This window comes from Vibrio sp. PBL-C16, assembly GCF_034321865.1.
Taxonomy (GTDB): Bacteria; Pseudomonadota; Gammaproteobacteria; order Enterobacterales; family Vibrionaceae; genus Vibrio; species Vibrio alginolyticus.
The window spans coordinates 1,072,564-1,089,679 of sequence record NZ_JAXLNY010000001.1 but is presented as its reverse complement, the minus strand read 5'-3'; the positions used below and the strand labels follow the sequence as shown (position 1 = coordinate 1,089,679).

At 45.9% G+C, this 17,116-nt stretch carries 21 protein-coding genes; 13 read left to right on the top strand and 8 right to left on the bottom strand.

Features of this window, described 5'->3' with window-relative positions; translation table 11 throughout:
* Window positions 1–70: 70 nt before the first annotated feature.
* Both yidZ and UQW94_RS04675 read right to left on the bottom strand, forming a co-directional pair.
* Complete coding sequence (yidZ, locus tag UQW94_RS04680) at window positions 71–1,039, bottom strand: HTH-type transcriptional regulator YidZ (protein ID WP_047102388.1); 969 nt, start codon at window positions 1,037–1,039, stop codon at window positions 71–73.
* Window positions 1,014–2,204: an MFS transporter gene (locus UQW94_RS04675; RefSeq protein ID WP_005386919.1), complete on the bottom strand. Its 1,191-nt coding sequence runs from the start codon at window positions 2,202–2,204 to the stop codon at window positions 1,014–1,016. The genes yidZ and UQW94_RS04675 overlap by 26 nt, the downstream gene beginning before the upstream one ends.
* 132 nt (window positions 2,205–2,336) lie before the next feature.
* Here UQW94_RS04675 and UQW94_RS04670 point away from each other — a divergent pair, with 132 nt between their 5' ends.
* Both UQW94_RS04670 and UQW94_RS04665 read left to right on the top strand, forming a co-directional pair.
* Complete coding sequence (locus UQW94_RS04670; RefSeq protein ID WP_017634420.1) at window positions 2,337–2,807, top strand: GNAT family N-acetyltransferase; 471 nt, start codon at window positions 2,337–2,339, stop codon at window positions 2,805–2,807.
* A gap of 24 nt (window positions 2,808–2,831) precedes the next feature.
* Window positions 2,832–3,290 (top strand): GNAT family N-acetyltransferase, encoded by a 459-nt coding sequence (locus tag UQW94_RS04665; RefSeq protein WP_053303884.1) that lies wholly within the window; start codon window positions 2,832–2,834, stop codon window positions 3,288–3,290.
* Between the two features lie 34 nt (window positions 3,291–3,324).
* On the opposite strand, the gene UQW94_RS04660 is transcribed toward UQW94_RS04665, so the two are convergent.
* Window positions 3,325–3,837: a DUF2799 domain-containing protein gene (locus UQW94_RS04660; protein WP_005374970.1), complete on the bottom strand. Its 513-nt coding sequence runs from the start codon at window positions 3,835–3,837 to the stop codon at window positions 3,325–3,327.
* A 260-nt stretch (window positions 3,838–4,097) separates the two neighbouring features.
* Between UQW94_RS04660 and UQW94_RS04655 the strand changes: the two genes are divergently transcribed.
* The 5 genes from UQW94_RS04655 to UQW94_RS04635 all read left to right on the top strand — a co-directional run bounded on the left by UQW94_RS04655 (window position 4,098) and on the right by UQW94_RS04635 (window position 8,212).
* Complete coding sequence (locus UQW94_RS04655) at window positions 4,098–4,808, top strand: response regulator (RefSeq protein WP_322142032.1); 711 nt, start codon at window positions 4,098–4,100, stop codon at window positions 4,806–4,808.
* Window positions 4,808–6,250, top strand: a complete 1,443-nt coding sequence (gene creC / locus UQW94_RS04650; RefSeq protein WP_104980176.1) for a two-component system sensor histidine kinase CreC — start codon at window positions 4,808–4,810, stop codon at window positions 6,248–6,250. The genes UQW94_RS04655 and creC overlap by 1 nt, the downstream gene beginning before the upstream one ends.
* A gap of 75 nt (window positions 6,251–6,325) precedes the next feature.
* Entirely contained in the window at window positions 6,326–7,666 is a 1,341-nt protein-coding gene (creD, locus tag UQW94_RS04645) for a cell envelope integrity protein CreD (protein ID WP_322142031.1), read from the top strand.
* Complete coding sequence (locus UQW94_RS04640; protein WP_322142030.1) at window positions 7,653–8,081, top strand: DUF2809 domain-containing protein; 429 nt, start codon at window positions 7,653–7,655, stop codon at window positions 8,079–8,081. The genes creD and UQW94_RS04640 overlap by 14 nt, the downstream gene beginning before the upstream one ends.
* On the top strand, window positions 8,078–8,212 hold the full coding sequence (locus UQW94_RS04635; RefSeq protein WP_258644613.1) for a hypothetical protein: 135 nt from the start codon (window positions 8,078–8,080) through the stop codon (window positions 8,210–8,212). The genes UQW94_RS04640 and UQW94_RS04635 overlap by 4 nt, the downstream gene beginning before the upstream one ends.
* A 109-nt stretch (window positions 8,213–8,321) precedes the next feature.
* Here the strand turns inward: UQW94_RS04635 and UQW94_RS04630 are convergent, their stop codons facing one another.
* A complete protein-coding gene (locus tag UQW94_RS04630) occupies window positions 8,322–8,996 on the bottom strand; it encodes a fructose-6-phosphate aldolase (RefSeq protein WP_009706445.1) in 675 nt (224 codons plus the stop codon).
* Window positions 8,997–9,250: 254 nt separating this feature from the next.
* Here UQW94_RS04630 and UQW94_RS04625 point away from each other — a divergent pair, with 254 nt between their 5' ends.
* On the top strand, window positions 9,251–10,192 hold the full coding sequence (locus UQW94_RS04625) for a glycyl-radical enzyme activating protein (RefSeq protein WP_061007638.1): 942 nt from the start codon (window positions 9,251–9,253) through the stop codon (window positions 10,190–10,192).
* A 2-nt stretch (window positions 10,193–10,194) separates the two neighbouring features.
* Complete coding sequence (locus tag UQW94_RS04620) at window positions 10,195–12,618, top strand: formate C-acetyltransferase/glycerol dehydratase family glycyl radical enzyme (RefSeq protein WP_322142029.1); 2,424 nt, start codon at window positions 10,195–10,197, stop codon at window positions 12,616–12,618.
* An 84-nt stretch (window positions 12,619–12,702) separates the two neighbouring features.
* Here UQW94_RS04620 and UQW94_RS04615 read toward each other — a convergent pair whose 3' ends face one another.
* Window positions 12,703–13,248, bottom strand: a complete 546-nt coding sequence (locus UQW94_RS04615; protein WP_239933071.1) for a TetR/AcrR family transcriptional regulator — start codon at window positions 13,246–13,248, stop codon at window positions 12,703–12,705.
* 98 nt (window positions 13,249–13,346) lie between these two features.
* On the opposite strand from UQW94_RS04615, the gene UQW94_RS04610 reads away from it, so the two are divergent.
* The 4 genes from UQW94_RS04610 to UQW94_RS04595 all read left to right on the top strand — a co-directional run bounded on the left by UQW94_RS04610 (window position 13,347) and on the right by UQW94_RS04595 (window position 14,893).
* Window positions 13,347–13,820, top strand: coding sequence for an HPP family protein (locus tag UQW94_RS04610; protein WP_064369614.1), 474 nt, complete (start codon window positions 13,347–13,349; stop codon window positions 13,818–13,820).
* A 138-nt stretch (window positions 13,821–13,958) separates the two neighbouring features.
* Window positions 13,959–14,174, top strand: coding sequence for a TIGR02450 family Trp-rich protein (locus UQW94_RS04605; RefSeq protein WP_005374999.1), 216 nt, complete (start codon window positions 13,959–13,961; stop codon window positions 14,172–14,174).
* 112 nt (window positions 14,175–14,286) lie between these two features.
* Window positions 14,287–14,664, top strand: coding sequence for a PH domain-containing protein (locus UQW94_RS04600; RefSeq protein ID WP_086047234.1), 378 nt, complete (start codon window positions 14,287–14,289; stop codon window positions 14,662–14,664).
* 10 nt (window positions 14,665–14,674) lie between these two features.
* Window positions 14,675–14,893, top strand: a complete 219-nt coding sequence (locus UQW94_RS04595) for a DUF6500 family protein (RefSeq protein WP_065275490.1) — start codon at window positions 14,675–14,677, stop codon at window positions 14,891–14,893.
* Here the strand turns inward: UQW94_RS04595 and UQW94_RS04590 are convergent.
* The 3 genes from UQW94_RS04590 to motA all read right to left on the bottom strand — a co-directional run bounded on the left by UQW94_RS04590 (window position 14,890) and on the right by motA (window position 17,107).
* Window positions 14,890–15,177, bottom strand: coding sequence for a hypothetical protein (locus tag UQW94_RS04590; protein WP_005375002.1), 288 nt, complete (start codon window positions 15,175–15,177; stop codon window positions 14,890–14,892). The genes UQW94_RS04595 and UQW94_RS04590 overlap by 4 nt on opposite strands.
* 77 nt (window positions 15,178–15,254) lie before the next feature.
* The gene (locus tag UQW94_RS04585; RefSeq protein WP_005375003.1) at window positions 15,255–16,250 is read right to left on the bottom strand and encodes a flagellar motor protein MotB; all 996 of its coding nucleotides are present in this window, start codon (window positions 16,248–16,250) and stop codon (window positions 15,255–15,257) included.
* Entirely contained in the window at window positions 16,250–17,107 is an 858-nt protein-coding gene (gene motA, locus UQW94_RS04580; protein ID WP_005375006.1) for a flagellar motor stator protein MotA, read from the bottom strand. The genes UQW94_RS04585 and motA overlap by 1 nt, the downstream gene beginning before the upstream one ends.
* Between the last annotated feature and the right edge of the window lie 9 nt (window positions 17,108–17,116).

The window sequence follows — 17,116 nt, the reverse complement described above, 5'->3', positions numbered from 1 at the left end:
ATTAGTTATAGCTATCAGAGCAAGAAAGTCATTAAAAATAACCAGAGAAAACCTGACCTTAGCCTGAGTCTTACTGTGGTTGGGAAGGTTGTTTGTACAATGACTTAATGGTGTTTTTCAACCATAGCAATTTGGGATTGTACGCATTGCGTTTATGCCAAATCATGGTAAATGGAATCAGTAACTTGTCTTGTTGAGCTTGGTCTAATGGAATTGGCAAGCACACCAAATCGAGATGCAGCTTTTCTGTGTAACTTTTGCAATAGTGCGGCGCGGTGGTGATCATGTCATGCGTCGGCTGCGCTGCCATAAAAAGAGATTGCTCAAAGTTGGACATCGTCAGCCCGATAGAGCGCTGTAGCCCTAGTTCCGTTAATACTTCATCCAACGCCCAAGTTTCACTTTTTTCCCAAACAATATTGATGTGTTGGTAGCTCAGAAAGGTCTCGAGATTCCACTCTTGCTGTAATGCCGGATGATCTTTATGTAAATACACCATCGGCAGGTCATAAAATAGAATCTCAAAATCCAAGAAATAAGGCAGAAGATCCAACGACTCTTTCGATCTAGGGTGACTTTCTCGGCCGGTAAAACCGATATCCGCCTCGCCTCGAATGATGGCGTCGAGTGAGTCGTAATCCCAGTTACTGGTTTTTACTTTCGCTTCAGGGTATCGCTGGTGGATAGCGACGATGAGTCTGTCCAGCATTGTGAGCACTAATGGCGACTCAATCGTGATATCAAAACGCACTCCTTTAGGCGTAATATCGCTGCGTTTTTCTGCAATCTGGCAGCCAATTTGCAGCCATTCTGCAAGATCTTGCTCCATGCTTTGCGCCAAGGGCGTTGGCGCAAGACCTTTAGGTGTTTTGACAAACAAAGGATCATCGAACCAATGACGAAGTTTGTTGAGCGACTTACTTACGGTAGAGGGCGTAACGTTCAGCTTTTTCGAGGCTTTCGAGACGCTTTGCTCTTGCAACAATAATTGCAGAGTGAACAGTAAGTTTAAATCAAGTCGCGCTAGGGATTTCTTCATAATGGGTATCGTGAACAGGCTTTGGAATCAATAGTATTAGAGCAAGGCTGATTACGCTACCTAGCACTAAGATAAACACCAACATATTCAGTGCAGTAACGCCGATGAAACCCATAAACCAAATATAGAACGCGGAACTACAAACTTGAGCAATGCCCAGTAACGAGCTTGCCACGCCAGCTTGTTGAGAGAATGGGCTGAGCGCTTGGCTCATGGCCACGCCAAAGCCACAAGCGAAGCCTGCGCAAATCAGCCCAAGTCCGAAAACATAGTAAAAAGGTTGTCCATCATGGAAATGGGCTGCACTGAGCACGATGGCTGAACAAACGAGCAATCCTTGAGAGCTCATCATTAAGGTTCGCTGCTTGAAAATCCCCAATGCCAATGGCGCCGAGAACGAAATCAACATACTGATCGTCGCAGTCCCCGCCATGATGGAAGAATAGCCACCGCGATCAAAACCAAGCATACTCATCACAACAATTGGTGAAGCGTTAACAAAGGTCAGGATGGTGGTCACTCCAAGTGCAGTAATGATCAGCCTACTGATAAAAAATCGCTCGAAGAAAGTCTCTTGATGGCTCTCTGGCGTTGTCTGTTCTTCACATTGTTGGCTGGGTAGTGATTCCTTGAGAACAAAAATGGCCAATACACTGACGAGAATGCCCATTCCTGCCATCGTGGTAAACAAACTCGGCCAAGGAAATTTCAGCATAATCAAGTGACCAATCACGGGTGCGATCACTGGAATGATACAGGTGATGCCATTGAGCATCGACAATACTTTCGCGCGGCGTTCATCGTCTAACGTGTCGCGTAAAATCGCGAACGCGACGACATAGCAAGATCCTGCACCGATGCCTTGGCAAAAGCGAGCAATCAAGAAAGCGTTTGGTTGTTCAGCCATTCCGCCGAGAAAAGACGCGAGCACGAAGATCATCGCGCCGACGACGGCAACAGGCTTTCGTCCCACAGAGTCTGCAATTTTCCCCGCGAATAACATGGTGGTAGCCATGCCAGCTAAATAGATCGAAAACGCAATATGCAACTGAGATTCACTGGCGTTGAGATCTGACGCAATTTGAGGCAAACCAACAAGATACAAATCAATGGCAGTAGGGTAGAGTAAAACGAGTGCAAAACTACAAAGTAAAAAACGGGACATGGAAACCTCTCTATCGAATGGCGAGGATAATAGAGTGCTAAACGTTTGCCTGCGAGTGGGAAATACGACACTAGGTATTTCTATTTACGACATACCCTGTATGAATTGAGCATAAAAACAACAAGGAAGATTATGATTACTATTGAAAAGTATTCGCCTGAGCGACATGAACACACTTGCGAACTTAGCGTGCTAGAAGAGCAATCGCAGTTTACGGTCGCGGATGTGGGTGAAATGCTTACACGTCTTGAACCCACAGAGCTTCCGCATCTGATTCTGGCGGACGATGACGTGGTTGGCTTTTTTCTATTTGATGCTGCTTACAGCGAGAAATACGATTTTTGCCCGAAAAACAGTTTAGGCGTGCGTGCTTTGCTGGTGGATCACCGTCATCAAGGCAAAGGCATCGCCAAGCGAGCAATTCAACAGTTTGCCAATTTCGCCAAACGCCATTATCCCGAATTTGATGCGCTTTATCTCACTGTGAATTGCCGCAACATACCTGCTTATCAGTGCTATTTAAAATCAGGGTTTGAAGATACCAATGAGCTTTACCACGGCGGCCCTGTTGGACCGCAGCACATTATGAGACAGCCGCTTTAGCTATGAAAAACCAAGGATGGAAAGATGAGGATTGAAATCGACAATTTAGAACGGTCGCAAGTGATAGCGCTGTTGGAAGGACATTTACAGGACATGTACGCCACGTCACCACCAGAAAGCGTGCATGCGTTAGATTTAGATAAGCTCAAAGCGCCAGAAGTGACATTTTGGACCGGATGGAAAGGTGAGCAACTGCTTGGGTGTGCGGCGATTAAAGAGTTGGATGACCAACACGCGGAGCTGAAATCCATGCGCACCACGCCTACGGCAAGAAACCAAGGTGTGGCATCTCAATTATTGATTCATGTGATTGAGCAAGCGAAGCAAAAAGGTTTGCAGCGCTTGAGTTTAGAAACGGGCTCGATGGAGTTTTTTAAACCAGCGCGCCTGTTGTATGAAAAGCATGGCTTTGTGTACTGCGAGCCGTTCGGGGATTACGAACTCGATCCGAACAGTCAATTCATGACCCTAGAACTGAGCTAGGGCCATGAATTTTTAGAAGCTAAATCCAATCGATTTAGAAATTCAGATTCAAGTTGATGGTTGGCGACAAGAGGCTTGAACGCTCGTCAGCCAATCGCTTTCTCTTCTCTTTCAGTCTCTTGGCATTATCTTTGTCTGGATTGCCATCAAGCTGATTATCGATGACCGAGATTTCAGTATCGATTTGTTGGATGCGTTGCTGGCGTTGATATTCTTGATGACCTAACTGGTAGTTCTCAATAAACTCTTTGCTGCTGCATACACCGTAATATTCTTTGCCTTCGATACCGACAGTGTACCCATTGTCTGGTGAGCAATATTGGATAGTGCCTTTATCAAAGCCTTCTTTCCATTTCGCTCGGTCGGGTGTCACACCCGCTTCACCACAGTCTTCGGTATAGCTATTGATAATGTTTGGATCGTTGCCGTCTCGGCCATCTTGATAACCTACGTTGTACCAGTTTGCCGTTTTGCACTCATCCGGAGACATGCTGGCGCAACCTGAGAGCAAAGTCAGTAAAGCCAGGGGGATTAGCGCTCTTTTCATCAGTGACTGTCCTTTAAATAAAATCGAATTGATAACTTGAGTTTAAAATGAACACTGTTCACATCAATGGTTGAAATCATTGTATTCACAATTGTAGTGACTCATCAGCGTGGGTGATAAGTTCACCACGCTGAATGAGAGGGTGTTTGATTAATATTGTTCACGGATTTTGCCTTTGTGCTATCAATCCGATAGCCTTTGCGCCAAAGTAAGTGAACAAGATGTGCATCTAAACAAGTATCGTCAGTGAGGTTAGAACATTGAGCGACCAATCAACCGTCGTCATTATTGAGGATGAATCTGCCATCGCAGAGAACCTGATTCATGTATTAGAGATGGATGGCTACCACGCAGAGTGGTTTACAACAGCAGGAGAGGGCTTAGCTTTTTTGCAGCACAACTCCGCAGCGTTACTTGTCTTAGACGTAGGCTTACCGGATGGCAATGGTTTTGAATTATGCAAAACCATCCGTGAGTTTTCTGATATTCCCATAATCTTTCTCACCGCAAGAAGCGATGAAATTGATCGCGTAGTCGGTTTGGAAATTGGCGCGGATGATTACGTGACTAAGCCATTTAGCCCGCGCGAAATGTTGGCTCGCATTAAACTTCGAATCAAAGCTAAAGCGCCAATGATGGAGGACAAACCAGAGCCTGTAGCTGTTCCAGAACAACCTCATTTGAACCATGATTTAGTTGCGCAGAACTTCGACTACGGTGTTGGCGGGCAAATGCTTGGGTTAACTGCGGTCGAATTTAAGATTCTCGATAAACTGATTTCTGTCTCTTCCAATGTATTGAGCCGAGAGCAACTTATGGTCGCTGCTGACATGGCGCCGGAAGCTGCGTACGAGCGCAATATTGATACCCACATCAAAGCCATTCGCCATAAGTTGAAGCCGTTTGAGATGTCTGAACGCATCTGTACCAAGCGTGGCTTTGGTTACTTTTACTGCATTAAAGGTGAATGATGAATCGCTGGCCGAAGATCCCTCTTGGACTCAGACTGTTTTTTCTCTACTTCATCTTAGTCGGAATGACGGCTTACATGGTGAGCAAAACGGTCGTCCAAGAACTTAAGCCAACCGTGCGTCAAACCACCGAAGAGACGCTGGTGGATATGGCGAACTTGCTTGCAGTATTGGCAGAAGAAGATGTTGCGAACGGAAAGTTGTCTGAAAGTCGCTTCTCCAAACTACTAGCGGCTTATGGGCAGCGAGAGCCTCAAGCGCGCATTTGGGAAATTGGCAAAAAAGCGATTAACCATCGAATTTACATTACCGATAAACAAGGCATTGTGATTGCGGATTCTTGGCAGCAAGACGTAGGCAAAGACTACTCGCAATGGAACGATGTATATCTCACGTTGCGTGGTCAATACGGCGCGCGCAGTACCATCGAAGACCCGAAAGATCCGCTCTCAACCGTTATGCACGTGGCTGCGCCCATTTACCACAAAGGTGAAATCATTGGCAGCGTGACGGTGGCAAAATCCAATCGCTCAGTACAACCCTTCATCGATCTTTCTAAACGCAATGTGCTGTTTTGGATGGTGTGGATGAGTGGTTTAGTGCTATTGGCAGGGGCATTGTTTGCTTGGCGAATTCACTCAGCACTGAACAAGCTAGAAGACTACGCGACCAAAATGGGTGAAGGTGAAAAGGTCTCTAAGCCGACATTTCGTATCTTTTATGAGTACGGCACGCTAAGCGACGCATTAGAGAAGATGCGCAATCAACTCGATGGTAAACAATATGTGGAAGAGTACGTACAGACGCTGACTCATGAGCTGAAAAGCCCGTTATCAGCGATTAAAGGCGCGAGTGAAATATTGCAAATGCCGTTGCCTGCAGAAAAGGTCACGCGCTTTGCTGGCAACATTGAGCGAGAAAGCGACCGCATGCAGTCATTGATTGATAAGTTGCTCGAACTGGCTCGTCTTGAAAAGCGCCCCGAGCTAGAGCAAGTCGAAGCTATCTCGCTAAAACAAATGGTCAATGAAGTGGTTGAATCGGCGGATGCGCGCTTGAGTGCAAAGTCGGTGATTGCCAACATCCAAATTGATGACCATCTCGCCGTGCTTGGTGATGCCTTCTTACTGAAACAAGCCGTTTTTAACTTGATGGACAATGCGCTGGATTTTGTTGATTCGGAGGGATGCATTGAATGGAAAGCTGAGGTCGCGAAAGAGAAAATGTGCCTGTCGATTTTCAATTCAGGTCCTCACATTCCCGACTACGCGATGTCGCGTTTGACGGAACGCTTCTACTCCCTCGCTCGGGAAAATGGCGTTAAGAGCACTGGGCTCGGGCTGAATTTTGTTGAGCAAGTGATCAAGCTGCACAAAGGTCAGTTACAAGTCGAAAACGTCGATTCTGGCGTGAAAGTGACCCTGATTTTACCAACTCCATAGAAACTCCACATTAGCTCCATTCGTTCTCCAAATTGCTGATTTAGATTACTCCCATCAGCAAATGGAGAATGAAACATGAAAAAGATCCTCAATAACCAACTCGGCACGAAGTTCGCCTTCGTGCTGTTTTTGTTTGTCTTACTGCAAATCCCGCTTTCAATGGTCACAGGGCTGATATCAGAACGCTCATATCGCCAAGATGAAGTCAGAAACGACATCGCACGCAGTAGCAGCGGCGAACAGCGCATCATTGGTCCATTCATCATGGTTAACTACACCGAAACCAGTTACCGAGATGACAAAGTACAGATTAAAGAGCGTCGTAAATTCCTCCTACCTAGCACTTTTGATATGAGCGCGAATCTGGACAGTTTTGAAAAGTACCGAGGTATTTACCGCGCGCGTTTATACAAAGCACAAGTGGCGCTGAAAGGCACTTTTGATGCAGACGATCTCGCGGCGTTGCAGGGGCTTGATATTGAAAACATGAGCCTAGTGGTTGGTATTGAAGACAGCCGCGGATTGATTCGTTTGGATGATATGACCATGGCGAGTGCTGGTATCGAAGTCGCACCGGGAACGGGATTAGATCAGTTACCACAAGGCTTCCACAGTGCTCTGACTCTCGCTGACCTGAACATAGAGCAACCTTTGGCTTTCGATCTTAACTTCTTGCTGCAAGGGATGGGTCAGCTTCAAGTCACACCAATCGGCAGTCAAACAACGGTTGAACTCTCTTCAACTTGGGCACATCCAAGCTTTATTGGTGATTACTTACCGGTGTCGTCAGAAGTATCTGAAGATGGATTTAACGCGCAATGGGCGAGCAACAACTTCTCAACCAATATCGCGCAGCTGTTCCAAAGCTGTTTGTCATCGAATCACGCTTGTCACGAGCTTGAACAGCGACAAATGGGCGTAGATTTGATTGACCCCGTTGACCACTATTTGAAATCCCACCGAGCCGTTAACTATTCACTGTTGGTTATCACACTAGTATTTGCGAGTTTCTTCTTACTGGAGCTGTTCCAAGCGCGTCCGGTTCACCCAGTGCAATACGGCTTTATTGGTCTGGCTTTAGCGCTTTTCTATCTGTTGCTGATTTCGATGAGTGAACACCTCGGCTTTAACTGGGCGTATGTGGTGTCAGCAGTCGCATCGACGGGGCTTTTAAGTGTGTACGTGAGCGGTATGTTGAGCAACACCAAACACGGCGCGATATTCGGAGTATGTTTGCTCACTCTCTACGGATTACTGTTTGGCTTGCTACAAGCAGAAAGCTACGCATTGGTTATGGGGACATTGCTGTGTTTCGCGATTTTGAGCTTCACTATGGTCATTACACGCAACATCGACTGGTACGCACGAAATAAGAAAGTAGAAGAAAGTGCAAAGGCGAATCATGAAGACGTTTAAGCGAGCAGTTTTCACTGGGCAGCCAAGCGATATGGTGGAAGAGACGTCCGCTATCCGCCTGCAACTTTCTGCAAAAAATGGACTGAAAAGCTTGGTGTGTTTTATCACATTGGTCGTTATTGCGCTCTATGTTCGAGACAGCTTTATTCGCCCGACATTTGGTGATGTTCTCGTTGTGGTTTGGCTCTACTACTTTCTTGCAAGCTTGTTCTCCATGCCCGTTAACTGGCTGGTTTCACTGGTGGTGTTGATTGCGTTTGCTGTTGAGTTAGGGCAATTTTTACAGGTCGCGGTTTGGCTTGGTATCGAATCTTCATCGCCTCTGGCAGTGATTTTGGGCGCCACATTTGATTGGAATGATCTGCTGGCTTATTGCATCGGAGGTCTACTGTGTTGGTGGATGGAAAAGAAATGAAAACCGAGATGAAAGCCATTGCGCTACCAAACCGATTCCGCCATTCCAAACGAGGTATTCGTAAGAGGTTCAAAATCAGTTTACTCAAGCGCGTGTACCTTTGGTCACTGACCAATAGAGAACTGCTGTAAACCTCACCTCTTTATATGAAATACAAAAGGGAACCTTAAACTCACCGGCGCACAGGGTGAGTTAAGATTCCCTTTATTATTCATTGAAAGGTCTAGCTGCTACTTTTAATTAGCTTTCAAATGAAAGTTTCTCGCCGAACGTCTCTTTCCAGTCTTTATCGAACTGCTCAACCGCCGGTTTTACTGCTGGATGTGCGAACATTTGTGCCGCCACATCAGTTGGCAATGTAATGGCTTCGATGCCTAGCTTCATCACTTCCATCGCTTGTTGAGTGTTCTTGAAGCTGGCTGCCAAAATCTTCGCTGGTAGTTGGTTTTGATCGAGCAACAATTGAAGATCCGCGACCACTTCAACACCGTTGCCGTTCATCGCATCAATGCGGTTTACGTAAGGTGCTAGGTAGTCAGCACCGCACAGTGCTGCTAGGAAACCTTGTTGAGCTGAATAGATAGCAGTAGCAAGAACCTGAATTCCCTCTTTTTTCATTAACTTAATTGCTGCTAAGCCGGTTTCTGTTGCAGGTACTTTTACCACCATATCGTAGGGCAATTCATTCAGTTGGCGCGCTTCTGCCAGCATGCCTTCGACGGTTGAACTCACGACTTGAGCGTGAAAGCGAGGTGTCCCGCCAAGTGCTTCTTGCATGCCTGCTAGGGTTTCATTCAGTCCCTGTTTTGACTTCGCCAAAATGCTTGGGTTTGTCGTCACGCCTTTTAGCGGTAGGCACTGGTTAAAGCGTTTTACTTCTGCCACATCAGCAGTATCTAAATAAAGTTCAATCATGGTTTCTACCTTAAACAAAATCTTCGTTTTGATGATGGGATCACTATAGATCTGACAATCGAACGAGATCTTGATTTTGATCAATTGAAATTTCATTTGAAACTATAATAATTTCATTAAATGAAAGTTAAGTGAAACTTGTAAACGCTCAAATGAAGCTTTCAGTTAGAAGACAGAGAAGCTGCTGATAAGACTTAACCAGCAAGAAACGGATTAAGTACACAGCGGTAGCACAGACCAAGAGGCAAGCAGAGATGTATTTCAATATCCAACGATTCTCTACCCATGATGGCGATGGCATTCGTTCCATTCTTTTTCTTAAAGGATGCAGCTTGTCTTGCCCTTGGTGTCAAAACCCAGAAAGTCGCAGCGAAAAGCATTCACTGTTGTTTGATCAGCGAAGCTGCATGGAAGATTGCCAGCTGTGCGTTTCTGCTTATCAAGCCACAACTCAATCTACAGCGGATAGTGAAACGGTGGGTGATGGTATTCAACGCATCGACAACCAGATCATCATCAATCGCAAAGCCATCAAAGAAGACCAACTGATCGCGCTGCGCAATGTCTGTCCTACGCAAGCACTGACTGTCTGCGGTGAAGAGGCAAAATCAGACATGCTGTTCGACACCTTGATGAAAGACAAACCTTTCTACGACCAAAGCCAAGGTGGCGTGACCTTCTCGGGTGGTGAGCCACTCATGCAAGCGGATTTGGTGGCAGAACTCGCGCAGCGTCTGCATGACAACCAAGTCTCTACCGCTATTGAATCGTGCATGCATGTGCCGTGGAAGAACGTCGAAAAAGCCGCGCCGCATATTGATTGCTGGTTGGCGGATTTAAAACATACCGACGAAGAAAAGTTTCTTAGCTGGGCGAAAGGTTCACTAAAACGCATCAAAGACAATTTCCGAAAACTGGCACCTATCGCGAAACGCATTGTGATTCGCGTTCCAGTGGTACCGGGGTTCAATGACACCATCGAAGAGTTGAAAGACATCATCGATTTTGCGGCTTCACTAGAAAGCTGCCAAGAACTTCACTTGCTGCCGTACCACACGCTCGGCATCAATAAATACCGTTTGCTCGATATGCCTTACGAGTGTTCTGACAAGCCATTAAACAAACCAGAACTGCTAGAAAGCGCCATGCAATATGCAAGCGAAAACACCCAACTTAACGTGATTGTAAGAGGTTAACTATGGACCTGAATTACCTTCCTGAGCGTATCAAAGCGCACAAATCGGCACTGGTAAATATCGTAACGCCACCTGTCTGTACCGAGCGTGCAGAGGCATACACTCGTGCTTATCAAGCAAACGAAGACAAACCTGTAATTGTCCAACGTGCGCTAGCATTGCAAGAGCACTTACGCACTCGTACTATTTGGATTAAACACGATGAATTGATCGTCGGTAACCAAGCGAGCAAAGTGCGCGCTGCGCCTATTTTCCCAGAATACACTGTACGTTGGATTGAAGCGGAAATTGATGAGCTAGCCGACCGTCCTGGTGCAGGCTTTGCGGTCACTGAAGAAGATAAGCAAAGCATCCACAGCATCACACCGTACTGGCGTGGCAAAACCGTTCAAGACCGTTGTTATGGCTTGTTCACTGATGAGCAGCAAGAAATCTTAGCCAGCACCATCATTAAAGCTGAAGGCAACATGACTTCGGGTGACGCGCACCTTGCCGTGGATAACGAGAAAATCTTGAAGCTAGGCATGAACGGCTTGCTAGAGGATGTTCGTCAGCACCGTGCTAACAATGATGCTTCGACCTTTGGAGGCTTGAAGAAAGAGCAGTTCTACAAGTCGGTCGAAATCGTACTGCTTGCGATTCAAGAGCACATGGTGAGCTACGCTGAATTGGCGGCAAAAATGGCGTTAGAAGAGACACGCCCGCTGCGCAAAGCTGAGTTAGAAAGTATTGCGGCAAACTGTCGTCATGTCGCGAGCCACGCGCCAGAAAACTTCTGGCAAGCACTGCAATTGAGCTACTTCGTTCAATTGATGCTACAAATCGAATCGAATGGTCACTCGGTTTCTTTCGGTCGTATGGACCAGTTCCTAAACGAATTTTATGTTCGTGATATCGAAAACGGCACAATTGAGAAAGACTTTGCATTAGAGCTTTTACAAAGCTGTTGGTTGAAGCTGCTTGAAGTTAACAAGATTCGCTCTGGTGCGCACTCTAAAGCCTCCGCAGGTTCTCCGCTGTACCAAAACGTGTGTATCGGCGGTCAGAAGTTGAATGAAAAGGGTGAGCCTGAAGACGCTGTGAATCCACTTTCTTGGGCGATTCTAGAATCTTGTGGTCAGTTGCGTTCGACGCAACCTAACTTGAGTGTGCGTTACCATGAGGGTTTAAACCAAGAATTCCTGATGGGTTGTGTTGAAGTGATTAAATGTGGCTTCGGTATGCCAGCGTTCAACAACGATGAAATTGTCATCCCTGAATTCATCAAGCTTGGAGTAGAGAAAGAAGACGCTTACAACTACGCCTCTATCGGCTGTATCGAGACGGCGGTTCCGGGAAAATGGGGTTACCGTTGTACGGGCATGAGCTTCATTAACTTTGCTCGTATCCTGCTCGCTTCATTGAACGAAGGTGTGGATGCAACAACGGGTAAAGCCTTCTTGCCGCACGATAAGTCATTAGCAAAAGGTAACTTTGAGAACTTTGAGCAAATGACGGCTTCTTGGGCAGAGCAAATCCGCTACTACACCCGTAAATCGATTGAGATTGATACAGTCGTCGACAGCGTGCTTGAACAGCAAGCACAAGACATCTTCTGTTCAACGCTGGTGGATGACTGTTTGGCTCGTGGTAAAACTGTGAAAGAAGGCGGCGCGAAATACGACTGGGTATCTGGCTTGCAAGTCGGTATCGCAAACTTGGGTAACAGCCTAGCAGCAATCAAACACCTTGTTTTCGATGACGCACAAATCACTCAGCCAGAGCTGGCAAAAGCACTAGCAGAAGATTTCGACGGCATGGAGAACGAGCAGCTTCGCCAACGTCTTATCAACTTTGCACCAAAATACGGTAACGATGATGATGCAGTAGACCAACTACTGGCAGACGCTTACCAAGTGTACATTGATGAGCTAGAGCAGTTCGTTAATACGCGTCATGGGCGTGGTCCAATTGGCGGCGGTTACTACGCAGGTACATCAAGTATCTCGGCAAACGTCCCGTTCGGCGCTTCAACCATGGCAACGCCAGACGGCCGCAAAGCGAAAACGCCATTGGCAGAAGGTGCAAGCCCGTCATCTGGCTCAGACCGTTTAGGTCCAACAGCGGTATACAACTCGGTCGGTAAGATCCAAGCGAATAAGATCCTTGGTGGCGTGCTGCTTAACCAGAAGTTAAGCCCAGCGGCGGTTGAGTCTGAAGGGGATAAGCTCAAGCTCTCTATGCTGATTCGCACCTTCTTCAACCACCACAAAGGTTGGCACGTGCAATACAACATCGTCTCTCGTGAGACCTTGCTAGCTGCGAAGAAGAACCCAGAGCAATATCGTGATCTTGTCGTGCGAGTTGCAGGCTACTCAGCGTTTTTCACCGCGCTATCACCAGACGCGCAAGACGACATCATCGCACGTACCGAGCACGAGCTGTAAGTACACTGGCTAACTAAAACAAAAGGCACCGATTGGTGCCTTTGGTTTGAATACTTAATTCGCGAATGACTATCCCTGACCGCATTACAGCTTGTGCAAAATGGTCACGCATTTCTTCGTGACATTGTCGTATTCTTTCGTTATGTAAGCGGTAGTGATCGCGCCTTCTTTCATGATGCAAATGGCATCGAGTAATGAAGCGTTGTCTGATTTGAGATAGCGTTGAATTAGCTCTCTGACTTGCTGCTTATGGTAGCGGCAATACGTTGCGATCTCGCCGCTGTCGTCACTGAATTCCGCGGACGTATTGATGAAAAAGCAGCCGCGAAACTCGCCCAATTTTTCTTCAGAGCCATGAAACCAACCGTTGAGTGCAGTAAATAACTGATCGATCACCTCCGCGCACGTTTGTGCTGAAGAAAGCTTTTCCTCCAACCATTCCATAAATATTTGGTGGCGTTGTTCTAATGCGGCAATGATAAGCGCTTCTTTGCTCTCAAAATGGTTATATAGCGTGCGTTTAGCCACGCCGGAAACATTGAGAACTTCATTGATGCCAATAGAGTTGATGCCTTGTTTATAAAACAGTGACAAAGCTGTGTCGATCAATAACTGTTTCTTTTTCTTCATAACTACGTCCTCAAAAAGTTCCATAAACACATATTGACAAAGGTAGACAGATTTGTCTATTTTATTTTGTAGACAATTCGGTCTACTTTGAGGTGTTTATGAATAATTTAATTTTATCGTTGGTTGCCGGGCTTGGCGCTACGTTGGCTATTGGCGTATTGTCCTACGCTGAGGTATCACTGACGGAGGTTGTACTCCTGATGGCACCATTTGGTGCTACCGCAGTACTGGTGTTTGGGGTGCCAGGCAGCCCTCTTGCTCAACCCAAAAACGTGATCATTGGTCACTTTATCACGGCCTCTATCGGTATTGCGTTTAGCCAGTATGTTGACGTCACGCCGGTCACGCTAGCGATTGCGACGGGGCTAGGTGTGTCTGCGATGCTGATTACGAAGACCACTCATCCACCTGCGGGTGCAAATCCAATTTTGATCATGGCGTCTGGGCAGGGATGGAGTTTTCTCTTCACGCCTGTCCTGATTGGCGCGATAGTGATTGTTCTGGTCGGTAAAGGGTTACAGTTGCTACAAAGTCAGTACTTAAACCCTCGATTGAATGGTCAGAAGACCTAGTCGGATTGTAGTTAGGGCCGCGAAAGGGAGTGATCTCTTTTGCGGTTTTATCTTTTGTAGGTTTGCAAAAACAAAATCTGATTCTCTCTTGGTATTCAGTCGTATACATCAACATGGTAGTTAAATTGGTACAATGCGATGAACAGAATCCACCCTAAGAAACTATTGCACAGTAAATGGACGGCAATTTCACCTAAAAACAAAGAGAAGCATTTTGTTGTGACGGAAATGGAACTAGATGAAGATGGTAACGTTGTGAGATGTGTCATCGAGGCAGTCATGAGTAAACGCGACCGAGAGATGAACTGGCAAGACCTAAAAGACTCTGAGCAATGGATGCAAGGGTGGAAGTGAGTGACGCTTCGTTGTTGGGCGAATCAAGCAGAAACGTGCGTTGCGAGTAGGCAAAAGTGGTGCTATCTGATACGTTGATAATTCGTTCTAACGCCCACTCAAAGGATTAATTATGATTGATTTCGACAATTCCTCTGTATTTAAGCTTAAGCCGATTGACGTTTCTAGTGCCAGAGAAGACTTCCTTAAGTTCTTGATTGATGGTGAGACTATTTTCGCTGCTTTTAAAACAGTTCGTGACCAAGTGGTGTTTACGAACAAGCGAGTGATAGCGGCAAATGTGCAAGGGATTACCGGCTCAAAAGTGGATTACACTTCTTTGCCTTACAGTAAGATCAATGCATTTTCTATCGAGACCTCTGGTACTTTTGATTTGGACTGTGAAATCGAGTTCTTCATGAGTGAGGTGGGAAGAGTGCGTTTTGAAATTAAAGGCTCGTTTGATTTGATTTCTTTCAACCGTATGGTTAGTGAGTATGTACTAGGTTAAGGGATTAGAAATGAGAGCTTCGCTGAGAGACAAAATTATAGAGATCTGTGACAAAAAGATCGCGAGTAAAGGTGAATTGGTTGGTCTCTCATTTTATGCGTTTTTCGCTAATAAAAATGACGACCCAGAGCTGTTGATGGAAGCGGCTACGTGGTGGATTCAGACTCATCAGCTCGACCACTTCGAAAAAGCAGTAAAAATAAAATCAATGGTCGAGTCGGGGAGCTAAATTAAAAAAAAGAAGTAAAGAAAGCAGACAAATGCTAATAACGTTGCGGACAAAACAGGGTAGATAATGTAAGAGTCCTGCTTGTTGGTTCGTTGAAAACATAGCGAAACAAGTAAGACGTTATAAACAACAAGTAACAAGCTGATCATGGTTCCGCTGTTTAGTGTCATACTTGATAGCTGAGTTAAGAAAAACGCCAATAAAAGGTAATCGAAGACAATGAGCCATAAAAAGGCTTTCTTTAGTAAGTCGCTTTTTCTTTTTTCGGATGATGTTATGTGCATATAGAACTCAACTAAAAAGTCACAGTAACAGAGGCTTTGGTTAGAGAGGTCACCATCAGAGTGGTGACCTTTTAAGATTATAATTCTTGAATTTTTACTTCGCTGGTGGCGGTATCGCCGGAGTAATTGATGACTTCTTGACGAATGACTGGTTGGTTGAATTCAGCCTTATCTTTCGCTTTTTGCAGTTCGCTTTCTTGGTGGTTGCCAAAAAGGGTCTCAAGCACTTTAGCGGCAGGAGTCGTTAAAACAAACAGCTCAATACGACGGTTTTCGCTAGAATCTGGCTCATCAGGATTAAGCAGCGCTCTATCTGACATACCCGTTACCTGCATTACTCTATCATCCGGCATACCGCCTTCAACTAACGTATTTCTTGCTACGTCTGCTCGAGAGGCTGATAACGCCCAGTTAGATTGACGACCAAAACGCTTTTTAAATGGAATTGCATCTGTGTGTCCGCTGATGATCAGAGGGTTGTTAACACGATGAAATACAGGTGCTAGTGCGAGCAGTAAATCTTCAAAAAAAGGAGTAAGTTCTGCACCACCACGGCTGAACATATGCTGTTTGTAATCATCTTGAAGGACGATACGCAAACCTTGTGGTGTCACCGTGACGTTTACATTTCCCTGCGCATTAATTTGGGCAGTCATTTGCTCAATTACTTTCGCTAGTGCGGCAAGTTGCTCTTGAGTATCGAAGTTACCAGGAATCAAAGAATCAATTTCTGGTCCATCCCCATCACCTTTGAAGTAAGAGCTTACCACATGGTTGGAGTTGTGTTTACTTGGCACAGAAGAGTCCTGTGCCAAGTCGATAGGAGAAATACTTTGTGACGTATCAAATGGGTTGCCGTAACTCTTGTCGAATACGCTTGAACTATGCAAGTGGGCAACAATCGCTTTACGCTCTTCTTTGTCTACCACCTGCATAACCCAAAGTACAAGAAACAGCGCCATTAGGGCGATCATGAAGTCAGCAAACGCGACTTTCCACGCGCCGCCATGAGACGACTCATCATGGCTGTATACTTTGGCACGTTTGAACACTACATGCTCTTGTTTTTGCATTATCCCTCCTGTTCAGCTAACCACTTCTCCATTTGGTTGAATGTTGGTTTGATGTCTAGCTGAATATGTTTACGACCAGCGTCAATGGCGAGCAATGTCGGCTTTTTCGCTACGTAGGCAACCAAGGTTGCACGAACGCACTCAAAAGCAGTCATATTACGTTTTACTCGCTGAGCCATGGCGTTACTTAGTGGATCTAAGCCACAGTAACAACCGAAAATACCAATGAATGTACCAACGAGAGCTGCCGCAACGTGATACCCAATCATAGCGATTGAGCCATCAATAGCTTGCATGGTGATAATAATGCCACCAACTGCTGCAAGAATACCGAAGCCAGGTAGTGCTTCTGCTGTACGCTGTAGTGAGCGTGAAGGTAAAAGCATTTCGTTCTGTATTGCTTCGATTTCTTGCTCTAGCAGTCCCTCTAATTCATGAGGCGACATCTGTCCCATTGCCATTAAACGTAAATTGTCAGTAATGAAAGAAATTAGGCGATGATCTTCTGCGATCGTCGGGTAAGCGAGGAACATAGAGCTTTGCTCCGGAGCCTCAATATGAGAATCCAGAAACTTGTATCCGCGGTTTCTCGCTGTCTCTAGCAAGTTGTTGAGTAGTGCCATTAATTCCATGTAGTACTCATGCTCTTCTGTTGGACCTTTAATGGTCGCTGGCACTTGGCGACGCATTTCTTTCAGTACATGAGGCGGATTACCGATGATCAAAGAACCAGCAGCGGCGCCAATAATGATAAGGAATTCGGCTGGCTGCCAGATAGCACCTAAGCTACCACCGGCCCACATATATCCACCGAAGACGCACACCAGGATAGTGAGCACTCCAAAAAACTTTTGCATCTTGTGACT

Bases quoted from the DNA above. Each gene is read 5' to 3' on its own strand.
- yidZ (WP_047102388.1), bottom strand. From the start codon at position 1,039: ATGAAGAAATCCCTAGCGCGACTTGATTTAAACTTACTGTTCACTCTG.
- UQW94_RS04675 (WP_005386919.1), bottom strand. From the start codon at position 2,204: ATGTCCCGTTTTTTACTTTGTAGTTTTGCACTCGTTTTACTCTACCCT.
- UQW94_RS04670 (WP_017634420.1), top strand. From the start codon at position 2,337: ATGATTACTATTGAAAAGTATTCGCCTGAGCGACATGAACACACTTGC.
- UQW94_RS04665 (WP_053303884.1), top strand. From the start codon at position 2,832: ATGAGGATTGAAATCGACAATTTAGAACGGTCGCAAGTGATAGCGCTG.
- UQW94_RS04660 (WP_005374970.1), bottom strand. From the start codon at position 3,837: ATGAAAAGAGCGCTAATCCCCCTGGCTTTACTGACTTTGCTCTCAGGT.
- creC (WP_104980176.1), top strand. From the start codon at position 4,808: ATGAATCGCTGGCCGAAGATCCCTCTTGGACTCAGACTGTTTTTTCTC.
- creD (WP_322142031.1), top strand. From the start codon at position 6,326: ATGAAAAAGATCCTCAATAACCAACTCGGCACGAAGTTCGCCTTCGTG.
- UQW94_RS04640 (WP_322142030.1), top strand. From the start codon at position 7,653: ATGAAGACGTTTAAGCGAGCAGTTTTCACTGGGCAGCCAAGCGATATG.
- UQW94_RS04635 (WP_258644613.1), top strand. From the start codon at position 8,078: ATGAAAACCGAGATGAAAGCCATTGCGCTACCAAACCGATTCCGCCAT.
- UQW94_RS04630 (WP_009706445.1), bottom strand. From the start codon at position 8,996: ATGATTGAACTTTATTTAGATACTGCTGATGTGGCAGAAGTAAAACGC.
- UQW94_RS04625 (WP_061007638.1), top strand. From the start codon at position 9,251: ATGTATTTCAATATCCAACGATTCTCTACCCATGATGGCGATGGCATT.
- UQW94_RS04620 (WP_322142029.1), top strand. From the start codon at position 10,195: ATGGACCTGAATTACCTTCCTGAGCGTATCAAAGCGCACAAATCGGCA.
- UQW94_RS04615 (WP_239933071.1), bottom strand. From the start codon at position 13,248: ATGAAGAAAAAGAAACAGTTATTGATCGACACAGCTTTGTCACTGTTT.
- UQW94_RS04610 (WP_064369614.1), top strand. From the start codon at position 13,347: ATGAATAATTTAATTTTATCGTTGGTTGCCGGGCTTGGCGCTACGTTG.
- UQW94_RS04605 (WP_005374999.1), top strand. From the start codon at position 13,959: ATGAACAGAATCCACCCTAAGAAACTATTGCACAGTAAATGGACGGCA.
- UQW94_RS04600 (WP_086047234.1), top strand. From the start codon at position 14,287: ATGATTGATTTCGACAATTCCTCTGTATTTAAGCTTAAGCCGATTGAC.
- UQW94_RS04595 (WP_065275490.1), top strand. From the start codon at position 14,675: ATGAGAGCTTCGCTGAGAGACAAAATTATAGAGATCTGTGACAAAAAG.
- UQW94_RS04590 (WP_005375002.1), bottom strand. From the start codon at position 15,177: ATGCACATAACATCATCCGAAAAAAGAAAAAGCGACTTACTAAAGAAA.
- UQW94_RS04585 (WP_005375003.1), bottom strand. From the start codon at position 16,250: ATGCAAAAACAAGAGCATGTAGTGTTCAAACGTGCCAAAGTATACAGC.
- motA (WP_005375006.1), bottom strand. From the start codon at position 17,107: ATGCAAAAGTTTTTTGGAGTGCTCACTATCCTGGTGTGCGTCTTCGGT.